24 protein-coding genes are annotated in these 22,334 nt (G+C 63.5%); 9 read left to right on the top strand and 15 right to left on the bottom strand.

Going from position 1 to position 22,334, the window contains the following annotated elements:
* Positions 1-3 precede the first annotated feature (3 nt).
* A complete protein-coding gene (locus ACN0S5_RS04620; protein ID WP_417206394.1) occupies positions 4-810 on the bottom strand; it encodes an ATP-binding cassette domain-containing protein in 807 nt (268 codons plus the stop codon).
* A 124-nt stretch (positions 811-934) separates the two neighbouring features.
* Entirely contained in the window at positions 935-1,942 is a 1,008-nt protein-coding gene (locus ACN0S5_RS04615; protein WP_417206392.1) for an ABC transporter substrate-binding protein, read from the bottom strand.
* 367 nt (positions 1,943-2,309) lie between these two features.
* Between ACN0S5_RS04615 and ACN0S5_RS04610 the strand changes: the two genes are divergently transcribed.
* From ACN0S5_RS04610 to ACN0S5_RS04600, 3 genes are all read left to right on the top strand, one after another.
* A complete protein-coding gene (locus tag ACN0S5_RS04610; protein ID WP_417206390.1) occupies positions 2,310-3,701 on the top strand; it encodes an aspartate aminotransferase family protein in 1,392 nt (463 codons plus the stop codon).
* A gap of 3 nt (positions 3,702-3,704) precedes the next feature.
* A complete protein-coding gene (locus tag ACN0S5_RS04605) occupies positions 3,705-4,409 on the top strand; it encodes a GNAT family N-acetyltransferase (RefSeq protein ID WP_417206388.1) in 705 nt (234 codons plus the stop codon).
* 128 nt (positions 4,410-4,537) lie between these two features.
* Positions 4,538-5,134, top strand: coding sequence for an ImmA/IrrE family metallo-endopeptidase (locus ACN0S5_RS04600; RefSeq protein WP_417206386.1), 597 nt, complete (start codon positions 4,538-4,540; stop codon positions 5,132-5,134).
* 82 nt (positions 5,135-5,216) lie between these two features.
* On the opposite strand, the gene ACN0S5_RS04595 is transcribed toward ACN0S5_RS04600, so the two are convergent.
* Complete coding sequence (locus ACN0S5_RS04595; protein ID WP_417206385.1) at positions 5,217-5,504, bottom strand: HU family DNA-binding protein; 288 nt, start codon at positions 5,502-5,504, stop codon at positions 5,217-5,219.
* Between the two features lie 133 nt (positions 5,505-5,637).
* Positions 5,638-7,122 carry an AMP nucleosidase gene (locus ACN0S5_RS04590; protein ID WP_417206383.1) on the bottom strand — a complete coding sequence of 495 codons (1,485 nt, stop codon included), beginning with the start codon at positions 7,120-7,122 and terminating at the stop codon, positions 5,638-5,640.
* Positions 7,123-7,201: 79 nt separating this feature from the next.
* Here ACN0S5_RS04590 and ACN0S5_RS04585 point away from each other — a divergent pair, with 79 nt between their 5' ends.
* The 3 genes from ACN0S5_RS04585 (at position 7,202) to ACN0S5_RS04575 (ending at position 8,978) form a co-directional block, all read left to right on the top strand.
* Positions 7,202-7,621 (top strand): glyoxalase, encoded by a 420-nt coding sequence (locus ACN0S5_RS04585; protein WP_417206382.1) that lies wholly within the window; start codon positions 7,202-7,204, stop codon positions 7,619-7,621.
* 71 nt (positions 7,622-7,692) lie between these two features.
* On the top strand, positions 7,693-8,184 hold the full coding sequence (locus tag ACN0S5_RS04580; protein WP_417206380.1) for a hypothetical protein: 492 nt from the start codon (positions 7,693-7,695) through the stop codon (positions 8,182-8,184).
* Between the two features lie 38 nt (positions 8,185-8,222).
* Positions 8,223-8,978, top strand: coding sequence for a class II aldolase and adducin N-terminal domain-containing protein (locus tag ACN0S5_RS04575; protein WP_417206378.1), 756 nt, complete (start codon positions 8,223-8,225; stop codon positions 8,976-8,978).
* A 3-nt stretch (positions 8,979-8,981) separates the two neighbouring features.
* Here ACN0S5_RS04575 and ACN0S5_RS04570 read toward each other — a convergent pair whose 3' ends face one another.
* Both ACN0S5_RS04570 and ACN0S5_RS04565 read right to left on the bottom strand, forming a co-directional pair.
* Positions 8,982-9,608 (bottom strand): class I SAM-dependent DNA methyltransferase, encoded by a 627-nt coding sequence (locus ACN0S5_RS04570; protein ID WP_417206376.1) that lies wholly within the window; start codon positions 9,606-9,608, stop codon positions 8,982-8,984.
* Between the two features lie 68 nt (positions 9,609-9,676).
* The gene (locus tag ACN0S5_RS04565; protein ID WP_417206375.1) at positions 9,677-10,159 is read right to left on the bottom strand and encodes a transglycosylase SLT domain-containing protein; all 483 of its coding nucleotides are present in this window, start codon (positions 10,157-10,159) and stop codon (positions 9,677-9,679) included.
* A 186-nt stretch (positions 10,160-10,345) separates the two neighbouring features.
* On the opposite strand from ACN0S5_RS04565, the gene ACN0S5_RS04560 reads away from it, so the two are divergent.
* Together ACN0S5_RS04560 and ACN0S5_RS04555 are read left to right on the top strand one after the other, a co-directional pair.
* The gene (locus tag ACN0S5_RS04560; RefSeq protein ID WP_417206374.1) at positions 10,346-11,209 is read left to right on the top strand and encodes an SDR family oxidoreductase; all 864 of its coding nucleotides are present in this window, start codon (positions 10,346-10,348) and stop codon (positions 11,207-11,209) included.
* Complete coding sequence (locus ACN0S5_RS04555) at positions 11,206-11,832, top strand: exopolysaccharide biosynthesis protein (RefSeq protein WP_417206373.1); 627 nt, start codon at positions 11,206-11,208, stop codon at positions 11,830-11,832. Before ACN0S5_RS04560 ends, ACN0S5_RS04555 begins: the two co-directional genes overlap by 4 nt.
* Before the next feature lie 9 nt (positions 11,833-11,841).
* Here the strand turns inward: ACN0S5_RS04555 and dxs are convergent, their stop codons facing one another.
* The 6 genes from dxs to ACN0S5_RS04525 form a co-directional block, all read right to left on the bottom strand.
* A complete protein-coding gene (dxs, locus tag ACN0S5_RS04550) occupies positions 11,842-13,767 on the bottom strand; it encodes a 1-deoxy-D-xylulose-5-phosphate synthase (RefSeq protein WP_417206371.1) in 1,926 nt (641 codons plus the stop codon).
* A gap of 18 nt (positions 13,768-13,785) precedes the next feature.
* On the bottom strand, positions 13,786-14,658 hold the full coding sequence (locus ACN0S5_RS04545) for a polyprenyl synthetase family protein (protein WP_417206369.1): 873 nt from the start codon (positions 14,656-14,658) through the stop codon (positions 13,786-13,788).
* Positions 14,658-14,900, bottom strand: a complete 243-nt coding sequence (locus tag ACN0S5_RS04540; RefSeq protein ID WP_417206367.1) for an exodeoxyribonuclease VII small subunit — start codon at positions 14,898-14,900, stop codon at positions 14,658-14,660. Before ACN0S5_RS04540 ends, ACN0S5_RS04545 begins: the two co-directional genes overlap by 1 nt.
* Complete coding sequence (locus ACN0S5_RS04535) at positions 14,897-15,820, bottom strand: histone deacetylase family protein (RefSeq protein WP_417206366.1); 924 nt, start codon at positions 15,818-15,820, stop codon at positions 14,897-14,899. Before ACN0S5_RS04535 ends, ACN0S5_RS04540 begins: the two co-directional genes overlap by 4 nt.
* A gap of 111 nt (positions 15,821-15,931) precedes the next feature.
* Positions 15,932-16,633, bottom strand: a complete 702-nt coding sequence (locus ACN0S5_RS04530; RefSeq protein WP_417206364.1) for a response regulator — start codon at positions 16,631-16,633, stop codon at positions 15,932-15,934.
* Entirely contained in the window at positions 16,630-17,133 is a 504-nt protein-coding gene (locus ACN0S5_RS04525) for a MarR family winged helix-turn-helix transcriptional regulator (protein ID WP_417206362.1), read from the bottom strand. The genes ACN0S5_RS04530 and ACN0S5_RS04525 overlap by 4 nt, the downstream gene beginning before the upstream one ends.
* Positions 17,134-17,300: 167 nt before the next feature.
* Between ACN0S5_RS04525 and ACN0S5_RS04520 the strand changes: the two genes are divergently transcribed.
* Positions 17,301-18,173 carry a branched-chain amino acid aminotransferase gene (locus ACN0S5_RS04520; protein WP_417206360.1) on the top strand — a complete coding sequence of 291 codons (873 nt, stop codon included), beginning with the start codon at positions 17,301-17,303 and terminating at the stop codon, positions 18,171-18,173.
* A gap of 187 nt (positions 18,174-18,360) precedes the next feature.
* On the opposite strand, the gene ACN0S5_RS04515 is transcribed toward ACN0S5_RS04520, so the two are convergent.
* From ACN0S5_RS04515 to ACN0S5_RS04505, 3 genes are all read right to left on the bottom strand, one after another.
* The gene (locus ACN0S5_RS04515) at positions 18,361-19,617 is read right to left on the bottom strand and encodes a PAS domain-containing protein (protein WP_417206358.1); all 1,257 of its coding nucleotides are present in this window, start codon (positions 19,615-19,617) and stop codon (positions 18,361-18,363) included.
* A gap of 88 nt (positions 19,618-19,705) precedes the next feature.
* Positions 19,706-20,944 carry a PAS domain-containing protein gene (locus tag ACN0S5_RS04510; RefSeq protein WP_417206356.1) on the bottom strand — a complete coding sequence of 413 codons (1,239 nt, stop codon included), beginning with the start codon at positions 20,942-20,944 and terminating at the stop codon, positions 19,706-19,708.
* Positions 20,945-21,054: 110 nt separating this feature from the next.
* Positions 21,055-22,239 (bottom strand): ABC transporter permease, encoded by a 1,185-nt coding sequence (locus ACN0S5_RS04505; RefSeq protein ID WP_417206354.1) that lies wholly within the window; start codon positions 22,237-22,239, stop codon positions 21,055-21,057.
* Positions 22,240-22,334 lie beyond the last annotated feature (95 nt).

Genomic DNA, 22,334 nt, shown 5'->3' with positions numbered 1-22,334 from the left:
GGGTCATGCGGTTTCCTCTGATCGGCCCATGATTTCCTCTTCCATGTCCCAGATCATCCCGAGGATTTCTTCGCGTTTGTTGCCGAAGTCGGGGTGTTTCTTGACCTCGCGCAGGTCGGCGTTCACCCCCATGTCGGCAAAGGGCAGACGGTATTCGCGGTGGATGCGCCCCGGACGCGGGGCCATGACCAGCAGGCGTTCGCCCAGCAGCAGCGCCTCTTCGACGGAGTGGGTGATCAGGATGATGGTCTTGCCGGTCTCTTTCCACAGCTTCAGCACCAGCCCCTGCATCTTTTCGCGGGTCAGTGCGTCCAGCGCGCCCAGCGGTTCGTCCATCAGGATCACGTCGGGGTCATTGGCCAGACAGCGCGCCAGCGCCACGCGCTGTTGCATGCCGCCCGACAGTTCATAAACCGCCTTTTCCTTGAAGTCGCGCAGGCCGACCACGTCCAGCAGGTGATCGACGTGGCTGCCCCAGTCGCGTTCGCGTTTACCCGCCATGCGCGGGCCGAAACTGACGTTTTCGCGCACGCTCATCCATTCGAACAGCGCGCCTTGCTGGAACACCATGCCGCGTTCGGCATCGGGGCCTTTCACGCGGTGGCCGTTGAGGGTGATGGTGCCGTCGGTGGGGGCCAGAAAGCCCGCGACGATGTTCAAAAGCGTGGTCTTGCCGCAGCCCGAGGGGCCCAGCACGCTGAGCAATTCGCCTTCGGCGAGGTGCAAGGACACGTCCTTGAGCGCCTGAACGGAGGACCCGTTGGGCAGGTCGAACCGCATGGAGATCTTTTCGATGGTTAATCCGCTCATGGCCGCCGGTCTTTCGCTGGATGTTGCAGGAGGGGGAAAGGTGTCTTGCGACACCTTTCGTCAGGGTCGCGACGGACCCAGTTGGTCCGGGACACCCCTGCGGGTGCCCGGACCGGACCCTGCCTTACATGCCGTTCGCGTCGCTCAGCGGACCGACGTTCACGTTGTCGGCGTAGCTGTCGAGCGCGGCATCAATGGAGCCTGCCGCAACAAAGACATCGGCGACGCCCTTCATGAACTCCTGCGCGCCGCCGCCCAGCCACTTGGCGGTCAGTTGTTCTTCGACGGTCGGGAAGATGAAGGTCGAGATGGTGGCCATGGTGGCATCCACGTCCATACCGGCATCCTCGGCGATCACCGGCAGCATCTTGGCGTGGTTCGCCTCATCCGCCCACATGGCGTTGGCCTCGGCTGTCACCTTGAGGAACGCCGACACCACGTCCGAGTTCTCGGCCACCCAGCCTGCGGGGCCGGAGGTGACGTCGAAGACCAGAATGCCCAGTTCTTCCTTTTCGGCGCCGGTCAGCAGGATGTTGCCGTGCTCTTTCATGCGGCGCAGCGAGCCGCCCCAGCCGCAGGCCATATCCACCGATCCCTGTGCAAGGGCGGCGGCCCCATCGGGCGGCGCCATGTCGACCACTTCCATGGTGCCGATATCGACGCCAAAGTGGCCCATCTGCTTGAGAAAGCCGTAGTGCGCGGCGGTGCCCAGCGGCACGGCGACCTTCTTGCCTTCGAGTTCCTTGGCCGAGTCCTTGTCGATTTCCAGCGCTTCCAGCACAACGCAGTTGTCGTTGTCCGAATAGCTGACAGCCACGTCGAGGATTTGCAGGTCCTGCCCGGCGCTGGTGGCGACCACAAAAGGCGGAACCCCCTGCGACACGCTGAGTTGCACATCGCCCGAGGCCATCGCCGCAGACATGGCCGTGCCGGTGTCAAAGCTGACCCAGTTGATGGTGACACCCATCTCCTCGTCATACATGCCGGTGGCCTTGGCGTACTGGAACGGCATCGGCCATTCGAGGAAATAGCCCACGGTGATCTCGCTGTGGCCCGCGGCAAAGGCGGTCTGGGTTCCGGCCAGCACAGCCAGTGCGGCGGCTGTCCCTGCGAGGGTGGTCTTGATCGTCATTGTCGTTCTCCCTGTTATCTGTCCGCCACACCGGCGGATCGGTCCTTACGCACGGAGTGGCGCGCTTGGCGGCGCCTCGTGCCGGGCGCTCTGCCCAATTCGGACCGGAAAACAGACAACGGATCAACGGTTTTTCCCGATGATGTGCCGGATTTCGTCGCAACAGCCGTTCTTTTCCAGAAAGTCAAATCTATCTATCGTGCTGAAAATGTTTGAAAACGCGCGGCGCGGCTATCGCGGAGCCGGTCTTGCCCCGGAACTTTGGACCTATACGCGCTGAAAATCTGGACCTAACGACTGCCCACAAAACCGGCCCATGTGGTATCATCCCACGCAAACCGCGCGACGGCCCAAGGAGAGCAACAGAATGGACGGCACCTATTCCAAGAACGACCTCAGCCATGTTGTCGAGGCCGACAAGGCCCACGTCTGGCATCATCTGGTCCAGCACAAGGGGTTTGAGAGCAAGGACCCGAACATCATCATCGAGGGCAAGGGCATGCGCGTCTGGAATCAGGCGGGCAAGGAACACCTCGACGCGGTGTCCGGCGGAGTCTGGACGGTCAATGTCGGCTACGGGCGCGAGCGGATCGCCAAGGCGGTCTATGACCAGTTGATGCGCGTCAACTACTTCGCGGGCTCCGCCGGATCGGTGCCGGGCGCGCTGTTTTCCGAAAAGCTGATCAGCAAGATGCCCGGCCTGACGCGGGTCTACTATTGCAACTCCGGCTCCGAGGCGAACGAGAAGGCTTTCAAGATGGTGCGCCAGATCGCGCACAAACGGTACGGCGGCAAAAAGCACAAGATCCTGTACCGCGACCGCGATTACCACGGCACCACCATCGCCTGCCTGTCCGCAGGCGGTCAGGATGAGCGTAACGCCCAGTACGGTCCCTTTGCCCCCGGATTTGTGCGGGTGCCGCATTGTCTGGAGTATCGCCGCCACGAGCAGGACGGCGCACCGGACGAGAACTATGGCCTCTGGGCCGCGGAGCAGATCGAACAGGTGATCCTTGCCGAAGGGCCGGACACCGTGGGCGCGCTCTGCCTTGAGCCGGTGACGGCGGGCGGCGGCGTGATCCCCGCGCCCGACGGCTATTGGCAGAAGGTGCAGGAGATTTGCCGCAAGTACGACATCCTCTTGCACATCGACGAGGTGGTCTGCGGCGTCGGGCGCACGGGCACCTGGTTCGGCTATCAGCATTATGGGATCGAGCCGGATTTTGTCACCATGGCCAAGGGTGTGGCCTCGGGCTATGCGGCGATTGCCTGCTGTGTGACATCCGAACGGGTGTTCGAGCTGTTCAAGGACGATGCCAACGATCCGATGAACTATTTCCGCGACATCTCGACCTTTGGCGGCTGCACCGCCGGTCCGGCGGCTGCGATCGAGAACATGGCGATCATCGAGGATGAGAACCTGTTGGGCAACACTGTGGCCATGGGCGACTACATGCTGGACCAGTTGAACGCGCTGGCCGACCGCCACGGTGTCATCGGCGACGTGCGCGGCAAGGGGCTGTTTCTGGGGGCGGAACTGGTTTCGGACCGCGCGACCAAGGACCCGGTGGCCGAGGCAAAGGTGCAGGCCGTGGTCGGCGACTGCATGGCGCAGGGGGTCATCATCGGCGCAACCAACCGGTCTGTCCCCGGCAAGAACAACACGCTGTGCTTCTCACCTGCGCTGATCGCCACCAAGGACGACATCGACGAGATCCTGACAGCCGTCGACGGCGCGCTTGGCCGCGTCTTTGGCTGAGGGATGGACCACCGTTTGAACGAATACGGGCAGCCCATCGGGTTGCCCGTCGACCTGCCCCTACCCCGCCCCGCCCCGCCGCATCAGGTGTTGCAGGGCCGGTATGCGGTGCTGGAACCGCTGTCTGCGGACCATGCCGAGGAGTTCTTTGACGTCTTCACCGATCCCGCTGGCTGGACCTATCTGGGCGAGGAAACCCCCTTTGCAGACCGCCAGCACGCGCGCGACTGGACGGCGGGCAAAGCGCTCAGTCGCGATCCGCTGTTTTATACCGTGATGGTCGACGGCCGCCCTGTCGGGTTCCTGTCGCTGCTGCGGATCACCCCGCAGGCCGCATCCATCGAAGTGGGCTTTATCCACTTCTCGCCCGCGTTGCAGGGCACCCGCGCCGCGACAGAGGTGCAATATCTGCTGATGCGCCACGTCTTTGACGACCTCGGCTATCGCCGCTACGAATGGAAGTGTGACGCGCTGAACGCGCCCTCCCGCCGCGCGGCGCTGCGGCTGGGATTCACCTTTGAGGGCGTGTTTCGTCAGGCGCTGGTCTACAAGGGGCGCAATCGCGACACCGCGTGGTATTCCATTCTGGACAGCGAATGGCCCGCGCTGCGTGCGGCCTATGAACGGTGGCTGTCGCCCGGGAATTTCGACAAAGACCGCCGCCAGAGGCAGTCTTTGGGCAGGCTGATCGGGGCGGCATCAGGCTGATCCGGCGCAATTCGCCTGCAATCTTAGCCGTTCTGCACTGTGTTCAGGATTTGGAAACCCTTTCCGTGACAAAAATTGGCAACCGGGCTGATCAAGACCATGCACCATTTGCCTAAGCGGAGAGTCCCATGCCGCCCAGATACCCCAGTTACGCCTACGTGGAACCACAGGCGACAGGTGTCAGCGACGCCGAGATCGAAGAGATCATCGACGATCTCGTGTCTCAATCCCCCGGAATGAAGTTGCCGCACGGCGATCCGATGGACCCGATCTGTCGCGCGATGAACGTCGACCTTGAGTATTCAAGCCCGCCACATGAAATTCTGCTGGATGTGCCCGCGGACCGCAAAGCCTGTATATGGCTGCCCAAAAAGGGCAAGCCGCGGCAGGATCGCTTTATGGCGGCCATGGGGGTCGGGCACTGGATTCTGCATGTCCCGGTGACCCGTGAGGCCTGTCCCGGCTGCGGGATTCAGGCGCTGCTCAGGCCGACCGACCGCGCCGCGCAGGCAGAGGCCGTGCGCTTTGCCCGAATCCTGCTGATGCCACGCGAGGTGTTTTGCAGCCTCTGGTACGAAGGCCGCGCCAACCTGGTGGCCGACACGCTGAACGTGCCCACGCAGGTGGTCTACGAACGCGCCGCCATGCTGGATATCCCGACCGACGATGGCCGGGGCAACAAGTTCGAATGGAAATCACGTGCGCAGGTCTCTGGCGGCTACTGACGCCCCTGTCCGACGGCAGCCGCCAAAGAAAAAGGGCCGCCAGAGCGACCCTTCGTTCCTGTCTCTCCACCGTGGGCAGAGATCAGGCGTTCACGCTGTCCTTGAGCGCCTTGGCAATGGTCACTTTGACCTGCTTGTCGGCTTCTTTCTTGAACTGCGCGCCAGTCGCCGGGTTGCGCACCATCCGCTCGGGGCGCTCACGGCAATAGACCTTGCCGACGCCGGGCAGGGTGACTGCGCCGCCTGCGGCCACTTCGGCGGTGATGATGTCGGTGATCGCGTCAAGCGCCGCACCGGCCACTTTCTTGTCCGCATCCATCTTTTCCGCCAGTGCCGCCACCAGCTGGGTCTTGGTCATGGGTTTCGCCATTTCATGGTCTCCTTCACTGCCCGTCACACTTAGGGCCTCTGGCTCGCAATAAAACCGGATATGGGGGCAAAACACAACGATTAGGGGCCCATCACACATGCCATTTGTGCGTTTTGTGCCGGTTTCCGCCGCGTCAAAGGAACGCGGTTTCCTCGAAACTGCGGAGTTTCCGGCTGTGAATACGCTCCAGCGGCATCTCGCGCAGCGTTTCCATGGCGCGAATCCCGATGCGCAAATGGCGGCTGACCTGTGATCGGTAGAAATCAGAGGCCATGCCGGGCAGTTTCAACTCACCATGCAAGGGCCTGTCCGACACGCACAGCAGCGTCCCGTAAGGCACCCGGAACCGGAACCCGTTGGCGGCGATCGTGGCGCTTTCCATGTCCAGCGCGATGGCGCGCGACTGGCTGAGCCGCTTGACCGGGCCGCTCTGCTCCCGCAACTCCCAGTTGCGGTTGTCCAGCGAGGCCACGGTCCCGGTGCGCATCACACGCTTGAGGTCGAAGCCGTCCAGTTGCGTCTCCTCGGCGACTGATTTTTCCAGCGCAATCTGGATTTCCGCCAGCGCCGGGATCGGCACCCAGACCGGCAGATCGTCGTCCAGCACCTTGTCCTCGCGCAGGTAGGCATGGGCCAGCACATAGTCGCCAAGGCTCTGCGAATTGCGCAGCCCCGCACAGTGCCCGACCATCAACCACGCATGTGAGCGCATCACGGCGATATGGTCCGTCGCCGTCTTGGCGTTCGATGGCCCCACGCCGATGTTGACCAGCGTGATCCCGGCCTGCTTGGGCCGCTTGAGGTGATAGGTGGGCATCTGCGGCATCCGGTCCGGTTGGACCAGAACCGCATCCGGTGCGGTGATCTCGGCGTTGCCGGTGCTGACAAAGCTGGTGTAGCCGCTGTCGGGATCGGCCAGCATGGCGCGGGCGTAGGCCTCGAACTCATCGACGTAGAACTGGTAGTTGGTGAACAGGACGTGGTTCTGGAAATGCTCCGGGTCCGTCGCCGTATAGTGCGACAACCGCGCCAGCGAATAATCCACCCGCTGCGCGGTGAAGGGGGCCAGCGGCAGGGTGCCGTCGGGCGCGGGCTGCGCCTCACCATTGACGATGTCGTCGTTGGTGGTCGACAGGTCCGGCACGTCAAAGACATCGCGCAGGGCAAAGCTGGCCGCGCCCTCCTGCGGGACGGTCACGTCCGGGAAGTTCGCCACCGCGAAATGCACCGGCATCGGTGTGTCCGACAGGCCGATGCGCACCTTGACCCCGTGGTTGCCCAGCAGCAGGTCGATCTGCTGCGTCAGGTAGTTGCGAAACAGATGCGGGCGGGTGACCGTTGTGGCATAGGTGCCGGGCTGGGTGACATGGCCAAAGCTGAGGCGGCTGTCGATCTTGTCGAACCGCGTCGTGGTCAGGCGAATCTCGGGATAGAAGGCCCGCAGGCGCACGTCGGGATGACCTTTGGACATCGCGCTCAGAAACGCGTCCCGCAGGAAGGTGGCCGCCGTGTCGTAGAGGTCAATCAGGCGGTCCACCGCCGCGCCCGCGTCGTCAAAGCTCTCTTCGCCGGGGACCTCCGGTGTGACGATCTCAAGATTTTCTGCCGTGTCCTGCATGCCTGCCCCCTGACTTTGCGCGGAGGTTGACAGGTCCGGGACGCGGGTTCAAGCTGACGATAAGGTCACAGGTGCTGACATGGATTACGAGACTGTAACGCCGGGCGATTTCGGCGCGTCGCTGCGCGGGCTGGGACTGAACCTGCTGGTGCGGGATGTGCGCGCCTCCGGTGCCATGCTGGCAAGCGTCTTTGGCATGACAGCGCATCGGGTCAGCGCGGATTTCGCCATCGTCCGCTACGGCGCGGCGGTGTTCCAGCTGCACGCAGACGGCACCTATTCCGCAAATCCCTACCTGTCCTATCTGCCAGAGGCGGGTCCGCGCGGCGCAGGCGCCGAGTTGCGGCTGTATGACAGCGACCCCGACGCGGCGGCGGCCCTGGCCGAGGCGCAGGGCATGCACATCCTCCAGCCCCCCACGGACAAGCCGCACGGGCTGCGCGAATGTTACCTGATCTGCCCCGACGGCTATGCTTGGGTGCCGTCACGGGTGCTGTGACTGTTTTCCCGGCGCGCCAGTGGCGCTAGACTGGATCTCAGCTTTCTTCGATAATCATTCGGACACCTCTGATGGCCCTGCGTTTTACCCCCGCTCTCATTGCTTTTGTCGCAACGCTCTGCACCGCCCTGCCCATTTCGGCACAGACGGAAATCCACCGCAACGACCGGCTGACCAACTGGGCGCTGTTCGAGGATGACGGCTATTGCTGGATGGCCACCAATGCGCGCCTGCCGGGGCGCGACCGCCTGTTGCTGACCGTCGATCTGGCGGGCAGCGTGGCGCTGTTCGTTGATTTCGAAGGCGGCGATTTGTTTGACGACACGGCGGATCACCTGATCACTCTTGGCTTGCGCGATATCCTGTTTCGGTCACGTGGCGAATGGGCGTGGACGCTGCGCGACTCCCCCGAACGATTGCTGGAAACGCTGCTGACCAGTGACCAGATCGGCTATGAGGTCTTTGTCCTTTCCGGCGACCGCCAGCGCACGCTGCGCGGCCAGTGGGATACCGAAGAGGCGCAGCAAGCCTACGATACATTGCGCGAGAGCTGTGGCCGCTGATAGGGTTTGCGCAAACACGCCTAACCCCGGAGGCCTCCATGAACGCACCACAGAACATCGCCAACATCGACTATTGGCAAGAGCGCGTCGATCTTGCCGCCGCCTTCCGCTGGACCGTGCGTCTGGACATGCACGAGGCGGTGGCCAACCATTTCAGCCTGTCGATCAACGAGGACGGGACCAAGTTCCTGATGAACCCGGACCGGGTGCATTTCTCACGGATCAAGGCCTCGGACATGCTGGTGGTCGATGCCAACGACCCCGAGACGCTGAACCGCCCCGGCGCGCCGGACCCGACCGCATGGGGCCTGCATGGCGGGTTGCATCGCCACTGCGCGCATGCGCGCTGCGCGATGCATGTGCATTCGATCCACGCCACCGTGCTGGCCTGCCTCAAGGACAAGCGCCTGCCGCCGCTGGACCAGAACGCGGCGATGTTCTTTAACCGGCAGGCGGTGGACGACAGCTATGGCGGCTTGGCGTTCGAGGAAGAGGGCATTCGCTGTGCCCAATTGATGGCCGATCCCAAGGTCAAGACACTGGTGATGGGCAACCACGGGGTGATGGTGATTGGTGATACGGTGGCCGAGACCTTTAACCGGCTCTACCTGTTCGAGCGGGCCGCGCAGGTCTATATCACCGCGCTGCAAACCGGGCTGCCGCTGGACATCCTGTCAGACGAAGTGGCCGAAAAGACCGCGCGCGAGATCGAAGAGTATCCCGGTGGCGACGATCACCACCTGAACGAACTCAAGAAGATCCTCGACGAAGAAGGGTCAGACTACGCGACCTGAGCGTCAGACGCGGGTGAAGGTGACCACCTGACTGAGATCTCTGGCACGCGGGCCGGTTGATTCCGGCCCGAAAATCCGCACCTCGCGCAGGGACAGATCCGAGACCCGAGGCCCCAGCGCGTCGAACCGCGCGGCAAAGCCCTTGGCCGCCCAGTGTTCGGCATTGATCGACAGGGCCACGATGCCGCCGGGGCGCACCACGCGCAGCACCTCGTCCAGCGCCTCGGGGCCGACATGTCCGTGGGTGAACGTGCCGGAACTCACCGCCCCGGCGTAGCTGCCATCGTCAACCGGCAGGCGGTCCAGCAGGTCGCCGGTGAACAGCCGGTCATACAGACCTTTCTGCGCGGCCACATCCAGCATCTCTTGCGACAGGTCGGTGGCCTCGACCGGGCCTATGCGGCACGTTTTCAGCGCGGCCCCCAGCAGGCCGGTGCCTGCGCCAAGGTCGATCACCGGCCCCTGCCCGCCCGCCGCGGCATAGGCCTCGGCCACGTGCAGCGGCAGCATGTAATCCATGTCCACGGCAAATTCGACATCGTAGGTCGCGGCCCATTGCGCATAAAGCCTGCGGTTGTCGTCGGGGGTTTCCAGCCCGTAGGCGGTTTCCAGATCGGGATCATCCTGCATGGTTGTGCAGCCTAGACGGAAACCGGGCCACGGGTGAAACGATTTTTCGTCGAAAAATCGGCTCTGGCTCAGCCCGGTCGCAATCCGGTCTCGACCAGCAGCCCCTTGCGCTTGGCCTCGTAGTAGTACCCGCGCGCGTACCACTTGATGGAATTGTCCCAGTTTCCATCCGCCACGACATAGGCGCCTTTCAGATACTTCAGCCCGTATTTCAGGTTGGTATCCGCATCCAGCAAATCCTTGTTCTGGCCTTGAAAGCCCATGGTCCGCGCGGTTTGCGGCAGGATCTGCAACAGGCCCCAATACGGTCCGCTGCGTGCCTTGGGGTTATGGGTGCTTTCGCGGATCGCCAGACGATGTACCAGCCCGCGCGGCAGGCCGTAATGGTCGGCCCACTTGTTGATCTTGGCGCGCAGCTCTGGCGTTTCATTGGGGTGCAGCGGCAGCGCCATCGGCGTCGGCTTGCCCCCGGCAAGCGATTCACGCGGGGCGGTGGAACAGCCCGCAACGGCGGCAAGGGCGGTGATCAGAAAGGCGCGACGGGCCAACATGGCGGAATCTCCGGACGAACTGTAATTGCTCTAGCCCGCGTTTTTCAACCGTGCGAGTCCGCAGCGGTCGCGTCGGCGAAAGCTCGCCAGAGGCAGCCCACGACCGGCGCCGGACCGCGCCTCGACACAGCCTGCGACATCGCGTCAAGGCTTGCATCTTGACGCCCACAGCGCCACCTAGATCGCATGACAAAGACCCTGCTTTCCCTTGGCCACGGATTTTCCGCCCGCGCCTTAGCCAAATTGCTGCTGCCCGTGGGCTGGCAGGTGATCGGAACCACGCGCAGCGCCGACAAGATGGCGCAGCTTGCCGCCACCGGGATCACCCCGATCCTGTGGCAGGCGGAGGCCGTGGCAGAGGCGCTGCACAGCGCGAGCCATCTGCTGATCTCGGCGGCCCCGGATGCCGGGGGCGATCCCGCCCTGCGCATGATCGGTCCGGACATCGCCCGTCGCGCGCCCGCGCTGGAGTGGGCGGGCTATCTCTCGACCACAGGCGTATATGGCGACCACGCGGGCGGCTGGGTCGATGAGGGTTCGCCCCTGACCCCGTCGAGCAAACGCGGCCAGATGCGGGTCGCCGCCGAACAGGCATGGGCCGACATCCCCGATCTGCCGCTGCATATCTTCCGTCTGGCGGGCATCTACGGCCCCGGACGCGGCCCCTTTGCCAAGCTGCGCAACGGCACCGCGCGCCGGATCATCAAGCCCAATCAGGTGTTTTCGCGCATCCACGTCGAGGATATTGCCCAGGTCTTGCGTGCTTCCATCGCGCAGCCCAATCCCGGCGCCGTCTACAACCTGTGTGATGACGCGCCTGCCCCGCCGCAGGACGTGATCGCCTGCGCCGCCGAGATGCTGGGCATGCCCGTCCCGCCCGAAGTGCCCTTTGACGAGGCGGACATGTCCCCGATGGCGCGCAGTTTCTATGGTGAAAGCAAACGCGTCTCTAACGAGCGCATCAAGAAGGAACTGGGCGTGACCCTGCGCTATCCCGATTATCAAAGCGCGCTGGCGGCAATCCTCGCCGCCGAACAGGCATCCGAATGATGACCGCCGACCCCGAAACGACCGGGTCCCCCCCCAAACGCAGTCCGCAATCCCTTGGGGAATTGCTGGAGGCCATGCGCCCCTGCGAGAACGACACGCATGTCTCTGTCGGCGACGTGCTGAACCGCGTGGGCGATCAGTCCTTTGCCGCCGTGATCCTTGTGCCTGCGATTGTTCTGGTCTCACCGATTTCCGGTATTCCGGGCAGTCCCACACTGGGCGCGCTGATCACTATGCTGGTGTCGATTCAGGCGCTGCTGGGGCGGCGGCATCTGTGGCTGCCCGGCTTTCTGCGCCGCCGCCGTGTCAGCGCGAAAAAGATGACCAAGGCAATCGACTGGCTGCGCAAACCCGCAGGCTGGATGGATCGGCACAGCAGCGGACGGCTCAAGCTGCTGACCTCCCGCCCGGTGAGGCCCATCGCCTTTGCGGCGGTCACGCTGATCGCGCTGTCCTGGCCGTTTCTCGAAATCCTGCCTTTCGTGACATCCTTCTTCGCCGGGGCGGTGGCGATGATGATGTTCGGCGTGATGACGCGCGACGGCATTTACCTGCTGGCAGGATACATTCAGGCCGGTCTGATCACGCTGGCGCTGGTCTCGATCTGGGTCGGGCTGGTCTGAGCGGGCCTGTCAGGCCCGCTTGTCCAGCACCGTTGCGCCCAGAACCTCCAGCACCTTTGCCTCGATATCTGGCGCGTTCATTTTGGCCGCGGCATACATATCGCTTGGGCTGGCGTGGTCGATAAAGGTATCGGGCAGCACCATCGAGCGGTATTTCAGCCCGCTGTCAAACACGCCCTCTTCGGCCAGCAATTGCGCCACGTGGCTGCCAAAGCCACCAATCGCGCCCTCTTCGATGGTGATCAGCGCCTCATGGTCACGGGCCAGTTGCAGGATCAATTCGCGGTCCAGCGGTTTGGCAAAGCGGGCGTCGGCCACGCTGGGGGATACGCCGCGCGCCTCCAGCGCCTCACAGGCTTTCAGCACCTCGGACAGCCGCGTGCCAAAGGACAGGATGGCAATGCCTTTGCCCTCACGGATCATGCGGCCCTTGCCGATCTCCAGCACCTCACCGCGTTCGGGCATCTCAACGCCCACGCCCTCACCGCGCGGATAACGAAAGGCAATCGGCCCCTCGTCATGCGCCGCAGCGGTGGCGACCATGTGTTTCAACTCTGCCTCGTCCGCCGCCGCCATGACGACAAAACCCGGCAGGTTCGACAGATAGGCGACGTCAAAGCTTCCCGCATGGGTCGCGCCGTCGGCGCCCACCAGCCCCGCGCGGTCGATGGCAAAACGCACCGGCAGGCGCTGGATTGCCACGTCATGCACAACCTGATCATAGCCGCGCTGCAAAAAGGTCGAATACATCGCGCAGAACGGCCGCATCCCGCCTGCCGCCAGACCGGCGGCAAAGGTGACGCCATGCTGCTCGGCAATCCCGACATCGAAACAGCGCGAGGGATAGCGTTCGGCGAACAGGTCCAGCCCGGTGCCGTCCGGCATTGCCGCGGTCACCGCGCAGATGCGCGGATCGTCGGCGGCGTGCTGCAACAGCGCCTGCGCAAAGACCTTGGTATAGCTGGGCGCGTTGGAGGGCGCTTTTTTCTGCTTGCCGGTGACGACATCGAATTTCGCCCGCGCGTGCCCCTTGTCCGGGGCGTGCTCGGCGTGGCTATAGCCCTTGCCCTTTTTGGTCAGCACATGGATCAGGATCGGCCCGGTGGCGCGCTGGCGCACGGTGCGCAGCACCGGCAACAACTGGTCCAGATCATGCCCGTCCAGCGGCCCGAGATAGGAAAACCCCAGTTCCTCGAACAGCGTCCCGCCCACGGTCATGCCTTTCAGCATCTCCTTGGCGCGGCGCGCGCCTTCGCGGAACGGTTCCGGCAGGAAGGACACCGCGCCCTTGGCGGCGGCCTTGAGATCCTGAAACGGCGCTTCGGCGTACAGACGGCTGAGGTAGGAGGACAGCGCCCCGGTGGGCGGCGCGATGCTCATCTCATTGTCGTTGAGGATCACGATCAACCGCTTGCCCAGATGGCCCGCGTTGTTCATCGCCTCGAATGCCATGCCCGCGCTCATCGCACCGTCGCCGATCACCGCGATGGCATCGCCGTGCCCGGTGTCACACAGACCCCCCAGATCGCGCGCCACGGCAAACCCAAGGGCGGCGCTGATCGAGGTGCTGGAATGCGCAGCCCCAAAGGGATCGTAAGGCGACTCAGACCGCTTGGTGAACCCCGACAGCCCGTCCTTCTGGCGCAAGGTGCGGATCCGGTCGCGCCGCCCGGTCAGGATCTTGTGCGGGTAACACTGATGACTGACGTCCCAGACGATCTTGTCGCGCGGGCTGTCAAAGATCGCATGCAGCGCCACCGTCAGTTCGATCACCCCAAGGCCCGCGCCAAGGTGGCCGCCGGTTTCGGATACGGCGGAAATTGTCTCTGCCCGCAGCTCTTCGGCAAGCTGCTCCAGCTCGGCATCGGAGAACTGTTTGAGGTCCGCCGGGGATGTCACCCGGTCGAGCAAGGGGGTCTGGGGCCGGTCGGTCATAGGGCAGCCTCCGTCTGATCAGGTCCGCCGCGCAATAACGAAGCGCGCCGCCTGCTGCAAGCCTGTCGCCTCTGCGCCATATACAGATAGGCAGTCGCACGCCTCTGTCACGAGGCTCTGTGCGCGGCGTTTCGCCCCGTCCAGACCCAGCAGGCTGACAAAGGTCGCCTTGCCCCGGTCCGCGTCCTTGCCCACCGCCTTGCCCATCTGCGCGGCGTCGCCCTCGACGTCCAGAATGTCATCGGCGATCTGAAAGGCAAGGCCAAGGCGCTGCGCATACCCCGTGAGCGGTGTCAGATCGGCGCGCGCCATCCGCGCACCCGCCTCCGCCGACCAGCAGATCAGCGCGCCTGTCTTGCCCGCTTGCAGGGCGGTGATCTGGTCCAGCGTCAGTGGCGCGTCCGCCTGTTCCGCCGCCATGTCCAGCGCCTGCCCCAATACCATGCCCCGCGCGCCAGAGGCCCGCGCAAGGCTGAGCGCCAGATCCGCCCGCACCAAAGCATCGTCATGACACTCGGCCCGCGCCACCAGTTCGAACCCAAGGGTTTGCAGCGCGTCCCCCGCCAATACGGCGGTCGCCTCATCCCACTTGCGATGCACCGTGGGCAAGCCACGCCGCAAATCGTCATCGTCCATGCACGGCAGATCGTCATGGACAAGGCTATAGGCATGGATCGCCTCGATGGCACAGGCGGGCCAGATCGCGCGGTCCAGGCCCACGCCATGCAAACGCGCGCCTTCCAGCACCAGATAGCCGCGCAGGCGCTTGCCACCCGCAACCGCATAACACATCGCCTGCGTCACCGGCAGATCTGGATAGCTGGCCAGCACCGTATCCAGATGCGCGGAAATCGCAGAGGCCGCCGCCGCCAGCCCGTCGTCAAACGGCATCAGAGCCCCTCGACAGGCTTCGTCCCCACAGGATTGCCGTCGCCGTCCAGCGTGATGGCGGCGACCTTTTCCTCGGCCTCTTTCAGCTTTTGCTCGCAGCGCTTTTTCAACTGCGCGCCGCGCTCATACAGGTCAATCGACTCTTCAAGCGCCACATCGCCACGCTCCAGCATGCCGACGACCTTTTCCAGTTCGCTCATGGCCTGCTCAAAACTCATCTCTTCGACCGGGGTCTCGCTCATTGGCCCGCCTCCATCAGGATTTCCACATGCGCCTTGCCGCTCGCGCTGAGCGCGCCAAGGTCATACCCCCCTTCGAGGCAGGACACCACGCGCCCGCCGCAGGTCTCTGCCGCCACATCGCACAAGGCGCGGGTGATCCAGCGGAAATCGTCCACGTTCCACGCCAGTTGCGCCAGCGGATCGTCCTGATGCGCGTCGAACCCGGCAGAGATGATCAGCAATTCGGGCTGAAAGGCACGGATGCGCGACAGCGCGGGCGTCCAGACGCTGCGCATCTCGGCGCCACCCGATCCGGGCGGCAGCGGCAGGTTGAGCACATTGTCATGCGCGCCACGGTCCTCGGCGCCCCCGGTGCCGGGCCAAAGCGGCATCTGGTGCGAGCCGATGAACAATGTGCGCGCCTCGTCCCACAGCAAGTCCTGCGTGCCATTGCCGTGATGCACGTCGAAATCGACCACCGCCACACGGCGCAGCCCATGCGCCTCCAGCGCGTGTTTCGCGGCAATGGCGACGTTGCCGAACAGGCAAAACCCCATCGGCGTTTCCGTTTCGGCATGGTGGCCCGGCGGGCGCATGGCGCAAAAGGCGTTGGCCACCCGTCCCGCCATCACCGCATCCACCGCCGCAACAGCCGCGCCAGCCCCGCGCACGGCGGCCCGAAAGGACCCCGACGACAGCCATGTATCCGCATCCAGCTGAACCTGGCCACTGTCGGGAATGGCCGCGCTGATCCGGTCAATATAACGCTGCGGGTGACACAGCCGCAGATGCGCCTCTGTGGCCTCCGGCGCGGTTTCCCGCACAAGGTCCAGCCCGGCCAATGCATGCAACAGATGTTCGACCCGCGCCACCCGTTCCGGATGGCCCTCGGGCGTCACGTGATCCAGCGCATCCGCATGGGTAAAGAGTGCCGTTGCCATCGTGCCCCCAGTTTCTTCTCTGTAAAAATACCCGAAAAGCGCCCGATCCCGCAGCGCCACCGTCCGACAAAAACGCGAAACGGCCCGCGCCGCAACCCGTCAATCCGGCCGTCAGTCGGGGGCCAGCATATATCCCGCACCGCGCACCGTTTGCAGGTAACGAGGCTGCTTCGGATCGGCCTCCATCTTGCGCCGCAGCCGGGTGATCTGCACGTCCACCGCGCGTTCCTGCGCCTGTCCCTTGTCGCGGCCCAGTTCCTCGACCAGGTTCGCCCGGCTCAGCGGTTCACCGGGGCGCGCGGAAAAGATCCGCATCAGCTGGCTCTCGGTTGCGGTCAAGCGGACCAGATCCTCGCCATGCCACATCTCGCCGCGTTCGATGTCATAGCGAATCTCACCCAATGTCAGCAGCTTGGGCACGCTGGATTCGGCGGTTGTCTCGGGCATCCGGCGCAGGATGGCGTTGATCCGCAGCAACAGTTCCTTGGGCTCGAAGGGTTTGGCAAGGTAGTCGTCCGCCCCCGCCTCCAGCCCCTTGATGCGGTCCTCTGTCTCGGACCGGGCGGTCAGCAACAGCACCGGCGTCTGCGAGGTCTCGCGAATGCCCTTGGTCAGGCTGACCCCGTCCTCTCCCGGCATCATCACATCCAGCACGATCATGTCGAAATCCAGGCCAGACAACAGCCGCCGCGCATGGGCGGCATCCCGCGCCGCGCTGACAAGGAATCCGTTCCGGATCAGGAACTTTTGCAGCAGCCCCCGAATCCGTTCATCGTCATCGACGATCAACAGATGGGCGTCATTCTCGCTCATCCCCGGCCCTCCCTCAGCCTGTGGTACTGCCTGCGCATCTCCGGGTCCATCATCGCCTCCAGCACGCGGCGAAAGCCCGCCACGGCCTCTGGTCCCGCATCCCGGTACGCGGCGCGCATCCGCATGCGTTGCGCATCCGACAGTTGCCGCTCCAGCACGTCACCCGCTTCGGTCAGGTACAGGTGCCGCTCGCGCTTGTCGACACGGCCCACGCGGCTCTCGACCAGACCGTCCTCGATCAATGTGCGCAGCACCCGGTTGAGAGACTGCTTCGTGACCCCGAGAATGTTCAGCAAATTGTTCACCGTCGTGCCCGGAGCGGTGTGGATGAAATGCAGCGCGCGGTGATGCGCCCGACCATAGCACAGCCCGTCCAGAATCCGGTCGGGATCAGCGGTAAAGCCCCGGTAGGCAAAGAACATTGCCTCTGCGCCCTGCCGCAACTGCTCATCGGTGAGGTAAAGCAGGGTCTCGCCCTGCGGTGTACGCCCCTCTGACATGTAACATTCACCCTCGTCTGGCCCGGAGGCACTTTAAGTCAGCCTTGTTGACATTCCAAGAGCGAACTGGTAGCGAGTCGCAGATTTGGCGCAACTTTATGTCCGTTTCGGACGCAAGCCGCGCAACAATCGCAAAAATCGACCCGCTGCACGTTAGGAGAAACAAGATGGCAGATGGAGCATATGACGATCGCGACGGCAAGATCTGGCTGGATGGCCAGATGGTGGACTGGCGGGCGGCCAATGTGCACGTACTGACCCACGGGCTGCACTATGCCAGCTCTGTCTTCGAAGGTGAGCGCTGCTACAATGGCAAGATTTTCCTGTCCCGCAAGCACTCTGAGCGACTGCATTTCTCGGCCCGCCAACTGGACTTTGAGATCCCCTATACCGTCGATGAGATCGAGGCTGCCAAAGTGGCCGTTCTGGCCGCCAACGGGCTGACCGATGCCTATGTGCGCGCGGTGGCGTGGCGTGGTGCCGGACCGGACATGGGGGTCGCCTCGGCCCGCAATCCGGTGCGTTTGGCCATCGCGACCTGGGCCTGGGGCAACTACTACGGCGACGCCAAGATGAAGGGGGCCAAGCTCGACATCTCCAAGTGGAAGCGCCCCTCGCCCGAGACGATTCCCGTGCATGCCAAGGCCGCCGGTCTGTACATGATCTGCACCACGTCCAAACACGCGGCAGAAGCCAAGGGTTGTTCCGACGCGTTGTTCATGGACTACCGCGGCTACGTGGCCGAGGCGACCGGGGCCAACATCTTTTTCGTCAAGGACGGCGAGGTCCATACGCCCAAGCCGGACTGCTTCCTCAACGGGCTGACCCGCCAGACGGTGATCGGGATGCTGGAGGACAAGCAGATCAAGGTGCATGAGCGTCACATCATGCCCGAAGAGATGGAGGGTTTTGAACAGTGCTGGCTGACCGGCACCGCCGCCGAGGTCACACCCGTGGGCCAGATCGGCGACTTCAACTTTGAGGTCGGCGCCCTGACGCGCAGCATCTCCGAAGACTATGAAAAGCTGGTCCGCAGCTGATTGATGTCTTGCATCCCGGCGGCAGGGTCCTGTGCCCTGCCGCTTTGCGCTGACATCGCCGGACCATCGGATCGCCGGGACCGGCACCCCACCTTGCTGAGATAAAGACCCGGTCCCTGCCCCGTGTCACAACATCCGAATGGGGCCGCGCCTTGTGCGCCCGGACCGGATTGCCAGGGCGCTTTGGTCAGGGATGATAAAGCATCGACCGCAACATGGCCGTGTTTGTCTGGATCACCGAATTCAGGTCGATCATGCGGGCAAGGCGTTGTTCGATTTCCTTCTGGCAGTCGTCGAGATGTTCGACAATTCCGGTCAACGCGGTGCCAGACCCCGACAGGCTGGCGCTTTCTATCTTGCACATCATCCGGGTCGAGCTAAGCCCGGTCACATAGCGTTTCATGTCCAATACGCTGCGGGCGAAACGCTTGGCCTCTGACTCGACCTTGTCGAGCGCGGTCACCGTCTCGTCCAGAAACCTTTTCCGGTGTTTTTCGACCTCGGCGACTTCGCCCGCGATGTCGATCCGGTCGGGATAATCGGCCCCGTTGCGCCCAAACCCCTCGATCATTTCCCGTTCGAGCTGGGTTGCAAAACTCAGGAACTGCCCGCGCAGGATGGCGTCCCGTATCCGGGCATAAACACAGGCCTCACCATCAGCAAAGGTGCGCACCCATGTCGACATTTCCTCAAGCATCTGGCTGTAGTTGACGGAAATCGCGCTGATTGGCCCGCCGGCGCTTTCCAGCCTTGAGGCGATGAGGCGCATATTCATGGGAACGGTGCGGATCGCGGTGAAGGATTCCGTCATTTCGGCGGTCTCGACGGCGACTTGTGTGACCGCCCGCGACATGTCCAGAAAACGGCGTTGCAGCGGGTCCATCGCCTGCCCCATGCCGCGCACCCGCGACTCGAACTCGGAGGCGAGGGCATGGCTTTGAAAGGAATCGTAGCCGGAGTATCCCTGCGCCTGCACCGCCTCTTCCAGGAGCCGGGCGCTGTCGCGCGGGCTGATGCTGTCTTTCTTTTCGCGCTCCAGCAGATTGGCATAGACCGTTGAAATCTGGCCAAAGAGATCGGATGTCGGTTTCAACCGGGTCGAAATATATCCCCCGTCCGCTGGCGAAACCAGCGCAAACACCCAGTAATAGCGCCCGGACTTGCAGCGGTTCTTGACGTAGGCACCGGTTGGCCTTCCCGCCTTGATCCGGTCCCAGAGCAGTTCAAAGACGCCTTTGGGCATGTCCGGATGGCGAACGATCTTGTGCGGCGCGCCGATCAACCCGTCCCATGGATACTCTGACACACGCTGAAAGGCGCCGTTCGCCGACTTGATCACGCCCCGTGCATCGGTGCGCGAATAGAACAGGTCCGCAAGCGGGTACTGTACCTCGGATGCGGCATAGGCGGTGTCTGCCGTGAAGGCGGGCATTTGCTCTGTCATAGGCCGCGTCCGCCGCAAGCCCGGAAGGCCGGAGCGGCCTGTCCCACATAGGCTGAACGCGGGTGTGTCACCCGCCGCGCCCTGCCGCTCATAACATCGACCGCAACATCGAGGTGTTGTTCTGGATCACCGCGTTCAGGTCCATCACCCGCGCCAGTCTTTCCTCGATTTCTTCCTGACAACTGTCCAGTTGCTCGACGATTCCGGTCAGGGCGGTTCCGGATTCGGACAGGCTCGCGCTTTCGATCTTGCACATCATGCGCGTCGAGCTGAGCCCGGTGACATAGCGTTTCATGTCCAGCACACTATGCGCGAACCGTCGCGCCTCCCGTTCGACGGCTGACAGGTTGTCGACCGTTTGCTGCGCGAACCGCCGTTCATGGTCGGTCAGTTGGGCAATTTCCTGTACGGCGTCCACCGCCTCCGGGTAAACATCGTCCGGGGCCTCAAAATTCAAGATCATCTCGCGTTCGGTTGCCGCGGCGAAGGCAAGGAACTGCCCCATCAGGACCGCACGCCGGATATGGGCAAAGACGCAGTCATCACCATCGACAAAGGTTTTCACCCATGTCGACATCTCTTCAAGCATCTGGCTGTAGTTGACCGAAATCGCGCTGATCGGCCCGCCGGCATTTTCCAGCCGCGAGGCAATGATGCGCATGTTCATCGGGACGGTGCGGATCGCCTTGAACGCCTCGGTCATGCGGTCGGCCTCATCCCAGACGTCGGAAATTGCGCGCGTCATGTCGACAAATCGCTTCAGCTTGGGATCGAGCGTGCGCCCCAACTGCCGCGAACGCGCTTCGAACTCGGTCGCCAGAGCGTGACTCTGAAAGGCGTCGTAGCTGACAAAGCTCTTGGATTCGATCCAGGCGCGCAGATCCTCGGCGGTTTCGGCAGGGCTGGCGCCCGCCGCTTCACGCCTGGACATGTCGGCATACATTTCCTCGACTTCGGACCGCAGCGGCGAGGTCGGTTTGATCCGGGTCGAGATAAAGCCATCCTCGGTCGGTGCGAACAGCGCAAAGACCCAATAGAATCTTCCGCAGGACCGGCGGTTCTTGACATAGGCGGCGGTCGGCTGTCCCGCCTTCAACCGTTCCCAAAGCAGATGGAACACGCCGCGCGGCATGTCAGGGTGGCGGATCAGCTTGTGCGGCGCGCCGATCAGCTTTTCCCAGTCGTGCCCGGCCACCCGTTGGAATACGTTATTCCCGGCCTGGATCACCCCGCGTTTGTCAGTGCGTGAATAAAACGCCTCTGCCAGTTGGAACTTGGCCTCAGAGTTTGACACCCCGGATGGAAATGCGGGATCGAGTTCGGACATGCGACGCCTCCTGTTTGGGGGCGACACTAGACCCAATTCCCTTTGCGAAGTCTAAACGCGAAAGGCGCGACACCGGGGTGCCGCGCCTGAATCTGCGGATAATGCTAATTTTAGCCGGGACTCAGCCCACGCATCTTTTCGGACCGCCGCCGCAACAGTTCAACCGTGGTCAAGAGCGCGATGGAGATGATCACCAGAATCGTCGCCACCGCCAGAATCGTCGGGCTGATCTGTTCGCGCAGGCCGGTGAACATCTGCCACGGCAGCGTTTGTTGCCGGGCCGAACCGACAAAGATCACCACCACCACCTCGTCGAAGGAGGTGATAAAGGCGAACAGCCCGCCCGAGATCACCCCCGGCAGGATCAGCGGCATCTGCACCCGAAAGAAGGTGGTGACCGGATCGGCCCCCATGTTCGCCGCCGCCCGAGTCAGCGACCGGTCAAAGCCGACCAGCGTCGCCGTCACGGTGATGATCACAAAGGGAATGCCAAGGGCGGCATGGGCCAGAACGACGCCCAGCAGCGTGCCTTGCAGACCGATCCGCGAGTAGAAGAAATACATCCCCGCCGCCGAGATGATCAGCGGCACGATCATCGGCGAAATCAGGATCGCCATGATCGCGCGGCGGAAGGGGACATGCTCTCCGGACAGGCCAATGGCCGCCAACGTCCCGAAGCTGACCGAAAGGATCGTCGCCAGCGGTGCGATGATCAGCGAGTTGCGCAGCGCCTGCTGCCATTCGCTAGAGGTAAAGAAATCGCGGTAATGCTTGAGGCTATAGCCCGCCGGGTCAAACCGCAGCATCTCTGGCGTGAAGGTAAAGAAGTCCTGCGCGTTGAAGGACAGCGGCATCACCACAAGGATCGGCGTGATCAGGAAGACAAAGATCGCCCCGCAAATCACCCGAAAGCCGTAGTGCCACATCACCTGCCCGGAGGTCAGGTAGGGCGGAAGCGGCACCCGGTAACGCCCCATGCCTACCCAATAGATGAACCAGCCGAAAAACCAGCCGAACAGCCCCCCGACCACCAACCCCGGCAAACCACCCAGCAGGAACCCGGCCACCGCCATGGCCGCGATCAGCGCCCATTTGGCGATTTTCTCAAGTCCGGGGTCCAGCACCTCGAGCAGGACAAAGGCAATCGCGGCAAGCAGCACGAAGCCGATGAGCACGCCAAGCAGGACAGACCCGTTGGCCGCGCCGACGAATACCCCTGCAAAGGCGCCAGCGGCCCCCGCAACCGGGGCCGCGAACTGGATCGGTCGTTTGACGGCTTGTGTCTCGACAGCCATGGTTCAGCTCCCCTGCTTCATCTGCGCCGCGTGCGCGCGTTCTGTGTCGGCGGTCGGGCGCGTCGCACGCCGCCGGTCGTTGGTCAGATACTGCG

The sequence above is a fragment of the Antarctobacter sp. genome (genome assembly GCF_048262615.1).
Taxonomy (GTDB): Bacteria; Pseudomonadota; Alphaproteobacteria; order Rhodobacterales; family Rhodobacteraceae; genus Antarctobacter.
The sequence above is the reverse complement of the archived record's forward strand: the minus strand, read 5'-3'. Positions and strand labels throughout refer to the sequence as shown.

Bases quoted from the DNA above. Each gene is read 5' to 3' on its own strand.
- ACN0S5_RS04615 (WP_417206392.1), bottom strand. From the start codon at position 1,942: ATGACGATCAAGACCACCCTCGCAGGGACAGCCGCCGCACTGGCTGTG.
- ACN0S5_RS04620 (WP_417206394.1), bottom strand. From the start codon at position 810: ATGAGCGGATTAACCATCGAAAAGATCTCCATGCGGTTCGACCTGCCC.
- ACN0S5_RS04535 (WP_417206366.1), bottom strand. From the start codon at position 15,820: ATGGCAACGGCACTCTTTACCCATGCGGATGCGCTGGATCACGTGACG.
- ACN0S5_RS04530 (WP_417206364.1), bottom strand. From the start codon at position 16,633: ATGAGCGAGAATGACGCCCATCTGTTGATCGTCGATGACGATGAACGG.
- ACN0S5_RS04565 (WP_417206375.1), bottom strand. From the start codon at position 10,159: ATGTTGGCCCGTCGCGCCTTTCTGATCACCGCCCTTGCCGCCGTTGCG.
- ACN0S5_RS04560 (WP_417206374.1), top strand. From the start codon at position 10,346: ATGACAAAGACCCTGCTTTCCCTTGGCCACGGATTTTCCGCCCGCGCC.
- ACN0S5_RS04520 (WP_417206360.1), top strand. From the start codon at position 17,301: ATGGCAGATGGAGCATATGACGATCGCGACGGCAAGATCTGGCTGGAT.
- ACN0S5_RS04590 (WP_417206383.1), bottom strand. From the start codon at position 7,122: ATGCAGGACACGGCAGAAAATCTTGAGATCGTCACACCGGAGGTCCCC.
- ACN0S5_RS04505 (WP_417206354.1), bottom strand. From the start codon at position 22,239: ATGGCTGTCGAGACACAAGCCGTCAAACGACCGATCCAGTTCGCGGCC.
- dxs (WP_417206371.1), bottom strand. From the start codon at position 13,767: ATGACCGACCGGCCCCAGACCCCCTTGCTCGACCGGGTGACATCCCCG.
- ACN0S5_RS04605 (WP_417206388.1), top strand. From the start codon at position 3,705: ATGGACCACCGTTTGAACGAATACGGGCAGCCCATCGGGTTGCCCGTC.
- ACN0S5_RS04510 (WP_417206356.1), bottom strand. From the start codon at position 20,944: ATGTCCGAACTCGATCCCGCATTTCCATCCGGGGTGTCAAACTCTGAG.
- ACN0S5_RS04570 (WP_417206376.1), bottom strand. From the start codon at position 9,608: ATGCAGGATGATCCCGATCTGGAAACCGCCTACGGGCTGGAAACCCCC.
- ACN0S5_RS04600 (WP_417206386.1), top strand. From the start codon at position 4,538: ATGCCGCCCAGATACCCCAGTTACGCCTACGTGGAACCACAGGCGACA.
- ACN0S5_RS04545 (WP_417206369.1), bottom strand. From the start codon at position 14,658: ATGCCGTTTGACGACGGGCTGGCGGCGGCGGCCTCTGCGATTTCCGCG.
- ACN0S5_RS04575 (WP_417206378.1), top strand. From the start codon at position 8,223: ATGAACGCACCACAGAACATCGCCAACATCGACTATTGGCAAGAGCGC.
- ACN0S5_RS04525 (WP_417206362.1), bottom strand. From the start codon at position 17,133: ATGTCAGAGGGGCGTACACCGCAGGGCGAGACCCTGCTTTACCTCACC.
- ACN0S5_RS04580 (WP_417206380.1), top strand. From the start codon at position 7,693: ATGGCCCTGCGTTTTACCCCCGCTCTCATTGCTTTTGTCGCAACGCTC.
- ACN0S5_RS04595 (WP_417206385.1), bottom strand. From the start codon at position 5,504: ATGGCGAAACCCATGACCAAGACCCAGCTGGTGGCGGCACTGGCGGAA.
- ACN0S5_RS04540 (WP_417206367.1), bottom strand. From the start codon at position 14,900: ATGAGCGAGACCCCGGTCGAAGAGATGAGTTTTGAGCAGGCCATGAGC.
- ACN0S5_RS04515 (WP_417206358.1), bottom strand. From the start codon at position 19,617: ATGACAGAGCAAATGCCCGCCTTCACGGCAGACACCGCCTATGCCGCA.
- ACN0S5_RS04585 (WP_417206382.1), top strand. From the start codon at position 7,202: ATGGATTACGAGACTGTAACGCCGGGCGATTTCGGCGCGTCGCTGCGC.
- ACN0S5_RS04555 (WP_417206373.1), top strand. From the start codon at position 11,206: ATGATGACCGCCGACCCCGAAACGACCGGGTCCCCCCCCAAACGCAGT.
- ACN0S5_RS04610 (WP_417206390.1), top strand. From the start codon at position 2,310: ATGGACGGCACCTATTCCAAGAACGACCTCAGCCATGTTGTCGAGGCC.